Origin of the sequence: Neisseria sp. HMSC065D04 (genome assembly GCF_001815675.1) — a bacterium.
GTDB lineage: Bacteria > Pseudomonadota > Gammaproteobacteria > Burkholderiales > Neisseriaceae > Neisseria.
The window spans coordinates 1-11,468 of sequence record NZ_KV821490.1 but is presented as its reverse complement, the minus strand read 5'-3'; the positions used below and the strand labels follow the sequence as shown (position 1 = coordinate 11,468).

8 protein-coding genes are annotated in these 11,468 nt (G+C 47.2%); 4 read left to right on the top strand and 4 right to left on the bottom strand.

Annotated elements, in window-relative coordinates:
• The first annotated feature begins 78 nt into the window (after positions 1-78).
• The 3 genes from HMPREF3050_RS02890 to rlmB all read left to right on the top strand — a co-directional run bounded on the left by HMPREF3050_RS02890 (position 79) and on the right by rlmB (position 1,935).
• Positions 79-789, top strand: coding sequence for an AzlC family ABC transporter permease (locus HMPREF3050_RS02890; RefSeq protein WP_049226455.1), 711 nt, complete (start codon positions 79-81; stop codon positions 787-789).
• Positions 786-1,094 (top strand): AzlD family protein, encoded by a 309-nt coding sequence (locus HMPREF3050_RS02885; protein WP_049226456.1) that lies wholly within the window; start codon positions 786-788, stop codon positions 1,092-1,094. Before HMPREF3050_RS02890 ends, HMPREF3050_RS02885 begins: the two co-directional genes overlap by 4 nt.
• 91 nt (positions 1,095-1,185) lie before the next feature.
• On the top strand, positions 1,186-1,935 hold the full coding sequence (rlmB, locus tag HMPREF3050_RS02880; RefSeq protein ID WP_070773379.1) for a 23S rRNA (guanosine(2251)-2'-O)-methyltransferase RlmB: 750 nt from the start codon (positions 1,186-1,188) through the stop codon (positions 1,933-1,935).
• A gap of 83 nt (positions 1,936-2,018) precedes the next feature.
• On the opposite strand, the gene HMPREF3050_RS02875 is transcribed toward rlmB, so the two are convergent.
• The 4 genes from HMPREF3050_RS02875 to HMPREF3050_RS02860 all read right to left on the bottom strand — a co-directional run bounded on the left by HMPREF3050_RS02875 (position 2,019) and on the right by HMPREF3050_RS02860 (position 10,079).
• Positions 2,019-2,972: an L-lactate dehydrogenase gene (locus HMPREF3050_RS02875; protein WP_070773378.1), complete on the bottom strand. Its 954-nt coding sequence runs from the start codon at positions 2,970-2,972 to the stop codon at positions 2,019-2,021.
• Positions 2,973-3,083: 111 nt separating this feature from the next.
• Complete coding sequence (locus HMPREF3050_RS02870) at positions 3,084-6,161, bottom strand: type I restriction endonuclease subunit R (protein ID WP_070773377.1); 3,078 nt, start codon at positions 6,159-6,161, stop codon at positions 3,084-3,086.
• A 66-nt stretch (positions 6,162-6,227) separates the two neighbouring features.
• A complete protein-coding gene (locus HMPREF3050_RS02865; RefSeq protein WP_070773376.1) occupies positions 6,228-7,457 on the bottom strand; it encodes a restriction endonuclease subunit S in 1,230 nt (409 codons plus the stop codon).
• 9 nt (positions 7,458-7,466) lie between these two features.
• Entirely contained in the window at positions 7,467-10,079 is a 2,613-nt protein-coding gene (locus HMPREF3050_RS02860; protein WP_070773375.1) for a type I restriction-modification system subunit M, read from the bottom strand.
• Positions 10,080-10,488: 409 nt separating this feature from the next.
• On the opposite strand from HMPREF3050_RS02860, the gene ygiD reads away from it, so the two are divergent.
• A complete protein-coding gene (gene ygiD / locus HMPREF3050_RS02855) occupies positions 10,489-11,274 on the top strand; it encodes a 4,5-DOPA-extradiol-dioxygenase (RefSeq protein WP_049227307.1) in 786 nt (261 codons plus the stop codon).
• Positions 11,275-11,468: the final 194 nt, after the last annotated feature.

Here is an 11,468-nt window from a genome sequence, read left to right as displayed (position 1 = left end):
CTTGTCCTGATTTAAATTTAATCCACTATACCTTCCCTCATTTTTCATCTTCACACTCTATTTAAATTTCTCAACAAAATGACACACCCAAATTCCCCGCAATCCGAATTTTTACGCGGCATCAAAGAATGTTCGCCCATGCTTATCGGGCTTTTGCCGTGGGCGCTGATACTCGGCGTACAAGGTGGACAGAAAGGGATGAGTTGGCTGGAAATGCTGATGATGACGGGCATGAACTTTGCCGGCGGCTCGGAATTTGCAGCGGTCAACTTGTGGGCAAACCCGCTGCCGATACTGATCATCGCTACCGTTACCTTCATGATTAATTCGCGCCATATTTTGATGGGGGCGGCAATCGCGCCTTATATGCGGGATATGCCGCTGAAAAAAGCCATGCCCGCGCTGTTTTTTATGTGCGACGAAAGCTGGGCGCTGGCGTTTGCGGAAATCCAAAAGCGCAAGGCGATGGGGCTGCCGGCGTTCAATATGCCCTATTACGCGGGAGTGTGCTTTATCCTGTATACCACTTGGATCGGCTTTGCGGCGTTTGGCGCGGCGGTCGGGCCGATGTTCGGCGATGTCGCGGCATGGGGTTTCGGCATGGCGTTTCCCGCCGTGTTTTTGGTGCTGCTGCGCGGTATGTGGAAAAGCTTTAAGGCGGCACGCCCTTGGTTCGTCAGCCTGATTGTGGCGTGCGGGACTTATTTGTCGGTGGACGGGCATTGGTATGTGCCGATGGGTGCGATTTCCGGCCTGCTTGCCGCCTATCTTTGGGGTGAGAAGGAATGAAGGATTTGCTCTCTTGGCAGTCGTTCCTGCTGTTTGCCAGTATGCTGGCGGTAACGTATTCCACCCGCCTTATTGGTTTTTTCGCTTTACGCAACCGCACCTTAAGCCACCGCGCACAAATCGTGATGGAAGCCGCGCCGGGTTGCGTGTTGATTTCCGTCATCGCGCCTTATTTCGTATCCGATAAGCCGCACGAGCTGATTGCCATTGCGCTGACCGTGCTTGCCGCAAGCAGGTTTTCCATGTTGGTTACCGTGTTGATCGGCGTGGGCAGTTCGGGGTTGTTGGGGTATTTGATGCGCTAGGCGGCTGCATTTGAGTGAAACCGGTTACACCTGCTTTCAGACGACCTTATCTTGTTATAATGTCGTCTGAAATTTTTTATAAAGCAAAATCATGGCAAACCAAAGACTCATCTACGGCTTCCACGCCGTCAACGCCCGTCTGTGGCAGAACCCGAAATCGATTACCGAACTCTACGTCCAAGAAGGCAAAAACGATGCCCGCACGCGCGACGTGTTGGAGAAGGCGGCAAACGAAAACGTGCGCGTACATTTCGCCGACGCCGACCGCCTCAACGCCATCAGCAAAGGCGCGCGGCATCAGGGCGTGGTCGGATTTATCAACGCTTCCAAAAACCACGTCCACCTCGAAGACGTATTGGAAAACCTGAGCGAACCACCGCTATTGCTGATACTCGACGGCATCACCGACCCGCACAACCTCGGCGCGTGCCTGCGTACCGCCGACGCAATGGGCGTACACGCCGTCATCGCCCCGAAAGACAAAAGCGCAGGGCTGAACGCCACCGTCAGCAAAGTCGCCTGCGGCGCAGCGGAAACCGTCCCCTACATCACCGTAACCAACCTCGCCCGCACCCTGCGCGAGCTGAAAGAATACGGCATCTGGATCATCGGCACCGACATGGGCGGCGACGCCGACCTCTATCACTGCGACCTGCCCGACAGCGCGGCATGGGTGATGGGCAACGAAGGCGAAGGCATGCGCCGCCTGACGCGCGAACATTGCGACATGCTGGTGTCGATACCCATGTTCGGCACGGTCGAAAGCATGAACGTCTCCGTCAGCGCGGGTATGGTATTGAGCGAAACGCGCCGTCAGCGGGTGTTGAAAGCAGAAAAATAGGACTTAGGTTTGTGAACGGAAGACGTCGTCTGAAAACCAAATTTCCAGTTTTCAGACGACGTTTTACTTAGAGGCGATTCTCTTTACCCGACCATTTCATCGACTTTGCGTTGATAGCTTTTCAACAGATCCGCCGAGCGGGCGAAGCGTTCGGCTTCGTCGTCTGAAAGTTGCAGGTTGATGATGCGGACCGCGCCTTGGCGGTTGACGACGGTCGGTACGCCGATATACACGCCGTTTTGTCCGAACTCGCCTTCAAGCAAGGTGGAAACAGGAAGCACGACGCCTTGATTGTGCAGGATGGCGTTGGAGATGCGGCTCAAACCCATGCCGATGCCGTGGCTGGTCGAACCTTTGGCGGCGATGACTTCGTAGGCGGCATTGCGCACGGTGTTATAGATTTTGTCCATACGCGCCTGCCCGTCTTCTGATTGTTCCAACATCTTCTGAACCGACATACCCGCGATGTTGGCAGTACTCCAAAGTGCAATGATGCTGTCGCCGTGTTCGCCGATCATCATGGCATCGACGCTCCAAGGTGCGACGTCGAACTCGTTGCCCAGACAAACGCGGAAACGGGCGGAGTCAAGGATGGTGCCCGAGCCGATAACGCGCTCTTTGGGCAGGCCTGAAAAGCGCAGGACGGCATAAGATAGTACGTCCACAGGATTGGAGGCAACTAAGAAGATGCCGTCAAAGCCTGAAGCCATGACTTTAGAAACGATGTCGCGGAAGATGCGCAGGTTTTTGTCGATTAAGTCCAAACGGGTTTCGCCGGGAGCCTGCGCCGCGCCCGCGCAAATACACACGATATCCGCATCCGAACAATCATCGTAATCGCCGACGTAAATACGCGCGGGCGAGGCGGCATAAGGCATTCCGTGGCGGAAGTCGCGCGCTTCGCCTTCCGCGCGCGTGCGGTTGATGTCGATTAAAACCATGTCGTCGCACAAGGCTTGGTTGAGCATGGAATAGGCATAGCTGACACCGACCGCGCCCAAGCCCACAACGACTACTTTGTTACCAACTTTTTTCATGTTTATTCCTGTTTGTTTGTAAATAGGAATTATTAATAACACTTGGACGGGGTGGCGTCAAATTTCAGACGACCGAGGTTTTGAAATGCTCAAAAAAATCTTACCCAATGACTAACCTGTAATAAATTCCCTCAAAAACTCATCAATCCGTTTATTCAAAAAAATCATGCGCTCTTCATTGAAATAAACTTTTGCTTTTTCTCTGTCGACCGTTGCTTTTAAGCTGTTTAGTCTACCCAAATCCAAATTCTCTCGGGTGTATTTCCTTGCCAGCATTGCGCGGAGTAAATCGCCGTCCAAGCTTAAATTTTGGATAACTTTCTCTACTTTATCGTTGGCATCTTTTTGTTTGTAATCGGCGATGTAGTCGCTCAATGCCAAACTCGGGTCAAGCTCAATATCACCTGATTGCACATCGTGTAAAAACAGCTCGGCAAATTTTTGGTCTTCCTTGGAAAGTGTGGCAAAAGAATGATGCAATTCTTCAAGTGCCGCCGCTTCTTCCATGCTGCCAATGTTTTTGAGCCATTTTGTAAAGCGGTCATTCATATATTCCTGATCTATTCTGTCGGTTTCAATCTCATTGATATGCGAGCGCAAATCAAATGGCACTTCGTCGCTACCTCCACCGCCGCCACCAGGTTCTTCTTTAAATAAATCTTTATAACGTGCCAGCAGTTTATCGTAGGTCTCTTGATCGAAATTGAGTGTGGCAGTGATCACGCTGTCGTCTTCCTGCACCACGTTATAGCTTAATTTTTCCCAAACAAAGCCGAGCAGCCGGGCAGCCTGCAAGTGATCGTTGAGCTGATTGAATAATTTGACAAACTTCGCGCAAGCAGTTGCATCATCAGGATTGGTTGCAAAATCTGCCACTCCCGCACGTTTGAAAATATCGGCAATCTCGGCAAAGCAGACATTCATTTTGTTGATAATCTTATCCAAATTATCCACAAACAAACCCATTGGACGGTCGCCCGAATAAAGTTTTACGGCACGCTCAATGTTTTGTTGCATCGTGTGCGGCTTGCGGTAATAGCGGATTAAACCAAAAGGCTTATCGGTTTTGTCGCATAAGCGATTGGTGCGGGAAAACGCCTGAATCAAGTTGGCGTAGTCCAGAATCTTGTCCAAATAGAGCGTATTGATCCATTTACTGTCGAAGCCTGTCAGCATTTGATCGACCACAATCAACAAATCCAGCTGCTCGTCGGGCTTGATCCTCTTATATGCATTGATATGCGACAACCTGTCTGACAAGTCCGTTTTAAATTTGGCGTAAGAGGCATAGCCGAAACTCGTACCGAACTGGGCGTTGTAATCAGCTAAAATTTCGGCAATCCATTCTTCTTTGTCACTATCATCCTGTTCATCATTGGGGATATTCGGATCGAAAAGAGCGGTCAGCTTCAGCCCGGAATTTTTGGCTTTAATCAGGCGGTAATAAGTGACCGCTTCAGAAATGGAGCTGGTGGCAAAAATGGCATGATATTTTTTTCCTTGGCTGAGCCGCTGCCAATTTTCCAGCATGTCTTTAATCACCGCATTAACATGTGCCGGCGTTTGATATTGAACATTGGGCACATAATCCTCAATGCCTTTTTGATATTTGCCGTTCTTATCATACTTGCCCGCCATCGGCACATCGTTCATAAAGCGGTTGTAGATTGTCTTTTTCGCCTCATCAGCAAATACCTCGCTTTCATCTGCTGCTTTTGCCTCCTGTAAAGCAACGGCTCGGCGCAAATCGCTGTCTTGGAAGGTGCGGATATGGAAGGGGTGGAAGCCCAGCACATTTTCATCACGAATGCCGTCTGCGATGGAATAGCGGTGCAACTCATTGCCGAAAACCGTGGCAGTGGTTGAGTTTTTCTTTGCGTTTTCTTCTTCAATCGGCGTGCCGGTAAAGCCGAAGAAAAGTGCATTGGGGAAGGTGTGCTTAATGGTGAGCAACATGTCGCCAAAAGTAGTGCGGTGGGCTTCATCAATAATAAACACCAAATGCTTGCCGCTGATTTGCTCGATGTCAGCCTCATTTACCCCTTCTTCTGCCTTGATATTATTCATTTTTTGAATGGAGGTAACGATTAAGCGGTCGCGGTCTTGTTTGCTTTTCAGCTTGGCGAGCAAAATGGCGGTGTTTTCCGTTGCCTGCACATCATCTTTACTGTCGGCAAAATTCTGATATTCCTCCAGCGATTGCTTGCCCAACTCAATACGGTCAAGCAAGAAAATCACCTTATCCGCATCTTTGCGTCGGCTGATTAACTGCGCCGATTTAAAACTCGACATCGTTTTTCCCGAGCCGGTGGTATGCCAAATATAGCCGCCGCGCTGATTGCCCGCCGTCCAATCTGTTTTTGCCACCGTGTCGGCAATTTTGTTAACCGCATAATACTGATAGCTGCGCAACACTTTCAGCTGCTCGTCTTTCGCATCGGCAATGGTGTAATCGCCGATAAATTGGTGCGCCATCGGAATTGAGAGGAAATGCGTTGCCACCTTATCCCAATCGTTCATATACACATTATTGAAATCTGCCCAACGGAAGTAAAACGCCGGATTTAATGGACCGCCGGTATTGGCAAAATAGCGGCACTCTTCCGGCGTCATCGCCACAAACACCTGCACCAGGCTAAAAATGCCCGAAAACGCCCCCGCCTTATGGTATCGCTCAATTTGGTTGGTCGCTTGGCTAATGGGCACGCCTGAGCGTTTCAGCTCAATATGGAACATCGGCATCCCGTTGATTAACAGCATCAAATCGCCGCGCTGCTTGGGGTATAAATCCGAACGGGGGGTGAAGTGGGGCTGTTGGGCAATTTGATAGCGGCTTTTGCCGGCAGAAATTTCCTCACGGTCGAAAATATCCAGCGATACTTCCTTGCCGAAATGACGGCTTTCCTCATTTTCACGCTTAATGGCCACCGTTTTGCCGTTGATAAAGCCGTTTAGCGCATAAGGTGTTTTGAGTGCCTGCACCTGCTCCAAAATCTGGTTCATTTCCGAGCGAATCAACGGCACATCGAGCTTGTCGATGTGCTGATTAGTTTTATTCAAATGCGCCTGCCAGTTGGCAATCAAATCTTCTTCGGTGGGGTGGCGCAACACTTCCTTTTCCCAGCTTTTGGTGGCCAGCAAGGCAATCAGTGCGTTTTCAAAATCAGCTTCTTTATTAAAATTAAACATTCTTTTTCTCCGTAAGGGACTCGCTCCCTTTTTCAGACGACCTCAATCATAGACAGGAACGCTGTTCTACATCAACATCGCCGCCAACAGCCCTTTTTTAAGTCGGTTTAATTTTTCGATTTCTGCCGACTGTAAGGCAATGGTTTCGTCCAGTTGGCGGAAGAACAAACCAATGGCGTTTTGTTCTTTTTTTGTTGGGAATGATATTTCAATTTTTTTTACAATTTCACCTGATAAATTCCCTTGGCCACCTTGAAGATATAAATTAACAATATTTTCTTTATTATTTTTAAGCCATTGTGAAATGAATTCTGCATCGTAATTTTCATTTGGAATGATAGCTAAAATTGCTTGATTGATTGCACCATTAATTTTACTTCGTTCAACTTCTCCACTTGTTGCACCATACAACGCATATAGAATGTCACCTTGCTTTACTAATTTTGCAGATGAGTTTTCTAAACCTTCTTGAGTTAAAAACAGTTCAGTTTTTGAGCTATGAATTTCACCTGAACGAATAAAAGGAATATTACCACCATAAAATTTAGAATTTCCAACGCTAGGGGTTCCTCCTGAATAAGAACTAGCAACCTCCCCCAACTTCCTACATTCCCACTCCCCCTCAAACCCTTTAAAGCGGATTTTCGGTATTTTTTCACCGTTTGCGGGGAACATTTTTACCAGCATTGCCTTTTTAAGCTGACGGCTTTTTTCCAACACCGCACGGCTCTCGGCGATTTGGCTGTCTAAGCGACGGAAAAAATTGCCAATAGCGGTTTGTTCTGGTTTGGTTGGGGGAAGAAAAATAGGAGTTTTTTTACCTGTATCAATAGTATATGTTCCTACTGTTCCAATACCTGCTGTTTCAATAATAAAGCCTTGAATAAAATCATCTAAGAAAGAATAGTAGAAAAACAATCCATTAACTGTATTTTTATTTTGAAACCAAATAACATTACCATCTTTAAAATAAATTGGTTCTTCATTTTCAATTAAATAAGGAACACCAATTGTCCCGACACCAGTAACAAGCAAATCACCAATTTTTACTTTTCCAGACAGCTCAGAATATTCTTTATATTTCTTTTCTGAAATAAACAATGGTTCTTCTATTTTTTCACCTTTACTGAACGCAACAATATCCCTAGCTCTTAAAAATCTAATCCCCTCACTTGTCCAATCAGATTGGTGAATTCTTTTTACTGATGTAACATTCATTAAATTGCCAATCTTTTCAATCTCCCACGCCCCTGCAAAACCCTTAAACCGCAAACGTGGCTCTTGTTGCTTATTCATCTCGTCCCCTTAGCCTTTCAAAATCGCCTGCCACGCAGCAATGCCCTGCAAATCAAACTCGCCGCCGGTGAGTTCGTCCATCATTTGTGCCAGTGCGGCGGCGCTTTCTTGTTTACGCTCGCTGATATGCTGATAGGTGTCGGCATATTTGTCGCAAAGTGCGGTCAGTTTTTGGCTGAATTGCGCCAGCATGTTTTCAGGCAGCCTGCACATCGCCGTATTGAGCGGAACAAACCATTTTTGGCGGAGCAAATCGAGGGCTTCGGTATCATCCAGGGCTTCAATGGCGGCTTTGGTGTCGCTATGAAGTTTAGCGGATAGGGTCTTGAGTTCTGTCTTGAGCGTTTTTTCTTCGGCAAGCAGCTTATAGGCAGCCTGCAATTTTGCGCCCAGGCTTTCTTCGTCAAAAATGTGTTTGTTGATGGCTTTGGTTAAGTCGGCTTTTTTGGCAATCGCTACGCCATCGGCTTCTAATTCTTGTTGCAAGGCTTTTGAAATTTCAGCATTGATAAAGCCGTCGCCTTCTTCATTGACGGCTGGGCAGACTTTTTCTTCTTCGCTCAGGTTTTCCAAAATGCTTTGCATCTCGGCGACGATTTCTGCCAAGCGGCTTTCTTTGGCTTTTAGGTTTGCCAATTCCTGCGGCAATTTAACGGCTTGCACCAATTCAAACGGCAGAATATGCCCTACCCAGCCATCTTGTACTTCGGCTTCTTTTTTGGTTTTGTTGTCTTTTTTCAGCACCATAAAAGGATCAACCTGCTTGATTGCCTGTTTGCCTTCGGTTTGAATCATCTCCAAATCGGCAGCAATGCCCGCCACATCGGCACGCCATAGGTCATCGAGTTTTTGATAGGCGGTGTAAAAATCTAATAAGGGCATTGCCTGCACTTTTTTCCGAATGAGTTCGGCAAGTTGCTGCTGGGTTTGGGAGATGTTGAGTGTTTCCATCGGTTCAATCAGCAGGGTTTCCAAGCTGGCGGCGAAATCGGCAAAGTTTTCTACAAATTGCGCTTGGTAATTCAGCACGCTGGCGTGGCTTTGCATGGCGGCTTTGAGATTGTCGGTTTTCGGTTGCACATAAGGTGTGCCGTTATCGGTAAACAAATCAGCCTGCAAGCCGTCAAAGGCTGCCCAATAGTCTGCAAATTGTGCCAGCTCGGCTTTGGGAATGCCGCCGTGCATAGTGGCGAAAATATCCCATTGTTCCACCGGCTCGGCAGAATCGACATAGCGCGGAATGTTGAGGTTGTAGCCGTTTGCCACAATTTCGGCTTTCGGCACAATGCGGGAGAATTTAGGCAATTCTTGGCGATGGGTCACGCAATCGACAATGCGTTTGATGTCGCTTGCCTGCAAATGGTTGTTTTTGCCTACTTTGATGAAATGCTTGGAGGCGTCAATCATCAGCACGTTGTTATGCTCGCGCTCTTGGCGTAAAACGATAATGATGGTGGGAATGCCGGTGCCGAAAAAGATATTGGCAGGTAGCCCGATAATGGCATCGATATGATTGTATTCAATCAGGTTTTTGCGGATTTTTTCTTCTTCGCCGCCCCGAAAAAGCACACCATGTGGCAAGACGATGGTCATGATACCGTTGGGTTTTAAGTGGAATAGGTCGTGCAACAAAAAGGCAAAATCGGCTTTTGCTTGCGGGGCGATGCCAAAGCGTTTGTAGCGTACGTCGTTTTCTTTGTCTTTCGGATTCCACGGTTGGGAATAAGGCGGATTGGACACCACAGCATCCAGATAAAGCGGCTCGCCTTCCAGCGGCCAGTCGTCTTCCAGGGTGTCGGCATTGCGGGTGAAAATATTACTCGGCAAAATGCCGCGCATCACCAGATTCATGCGCGTGAGGTTGAAGGTGTTTTCTTTTAATTCCTGCGCGTAATATTTGATGCTGTCGGCACTTTTAAGATGTTTGGCAACGCTATGGCCGATATTAATCAGCAATGAACCCGAACCGCTGGTCGGGTCGTAGATGCTGATTTCTTCACGGTCTTTCAGATGATCGGCAATGATTTCAGACATCAGCAAAGATACTTCGTGCGGCGTATAGAATTCACCCGCTTTTTTGCCTGCGTTGGCGGCAAACATACCGATGAGATATTCGTAGATAAATCCCAATACGTCATAGCCCTGTTTGCCGTCCATGGGAATATCGGCAATCAGCACGAAAAGGTCTTTCACCGCATTAGTTTGGCTGGCGGCAGTATCGCCCAATTTGCTCAAGCCCGATTCCAAGGTTTTGAAAATGCCGTCAAAAACAGCGGTGTAGTTTTCTGCAATATTGCGACTGAAAGCGCTCATTGCCGTGCGAACGTGGGCAATATTGAAATCCGAGCCTTGATCCAACCAAGTTGAAAACAGATGTTCGTAGCTGATGAAATAGCCGAGATTTTCTTTAATATAATCAACCAACTCACCCGATTCGGTAAGCTGCTCGGCAAAATCTGATTTTTCCAATCCTTGTTCAAGGACAAATTTCTCCAGTTTGTCGGACAAAAATTTGTAGAAGATAAAGCCTAAAATGTAATCTTTGTATTCGTTCGCTTCGATTTTGGAACGCATTTTATTTGCCGACTGCCAGATTTTGGCAGCAAGTTGTTGTTTGTTCATTTTTGTCTCTTATTGGTTCTTGATTCTATACATATTGCGATATTTATGATTGCTAGATGCAGGCTTAGTAGCTATGATAAACCATCAACACAGTGTTTACATAATTTATAGTGGATTAACTTTAAACCAGTACGGCGTTTCCTCGCCTTGTCCTGATTTAAAGTTAATCCACTATACATCGTAGAGAGAGTATTCATTCATCGATGCAAAGAAAAATGGTAGGAAAGCTCACATTATACAAAGGTCGTCTGAAACTCAACTTTCAGACGACCTCTTTTTAACTTTGCAGCAAAGCTAAAAAATATTTTATCATTTCCTATTGGGAAATTATATTGTTCGTAAATTGAGATTTATTGCTTAATCATTTATCCGTACAATCCGCCTCATCAAATATTTTAAGGAGGCAATGATGAAAAAAATGCCTGTATTGTTTGTCGGGCATGGTAGTCCGATGAATGTGCTGGATAAGGAAAATCCGTTCAACCAAAATCTCAGCCTGATTACGCAAAAGTTTGCCAAACCCAAGGCGATTTTGATGATTTCGGCGCATTGGTACAGCAGCCGTTTGCAGGTTACATCGGGCGAACATCCTGAAATGATTTACGATTTCTACGGATTTCCTGAAGAGCTGAGCCAAGTGCAGTATCCGGCGCCCGGTTCGCCTGAATTGGCGGAGCAGGTGCGGTCGTTATTGCAACCGGAGAATGTCGGGCTGAATCCGACGCGCGGTTTTGATCACGGTGCGTGGGCGGTGTTGAAATTTCTGTATCCCGATGCCGATATTCCTGTGGTTCAGCTCAGTCTTAACCGTTCGCAATCTGCGGAATGGCATTTCAATTTGGCGAAAAAATTATCCGCCTTGCGCGAACAGGGTGTGTTGATTATCGGCAGCGGCAATATTATCCATAATCTGAGCGTGATGAGTAGGGCGCATATCAATCAAATCGGCGCGGGTTATGATTGGGCGTTTGCGTTCCGCGAAGCGGTCAATCAGGCGATTGTCGAGCGGGATGACGACACTTTGATTCATTACGAGCGGCTGGGCGAAAAGGCGATGCTCTCCGTGCCGACGCCGGATCACTATCTGCCTTTTCTTTGCATCATGGCATTGCGCGAGCCGGATGATGCCATTACGTTTTTCAACGACAACCTTGTCGCTGGTTCACTCAGTATGACTTCGCTTTTAGTGGGGTAAAAGAAAAAATATGGCAACGCTATTTCGGTCAGGTTATGATTTAATACAGCATATTTGATTGAAAATGCTAGGTTTATTGACGCGGGCTGTTTTTTGTTTTTCAGTCAAAGAAACCAGTGCATCAGTTGGTTAAAAGGTCGTTTGAAAACCTGATTGGGCGTTTTCAGACGACCTGAGACCTTTGCAAAATTCCC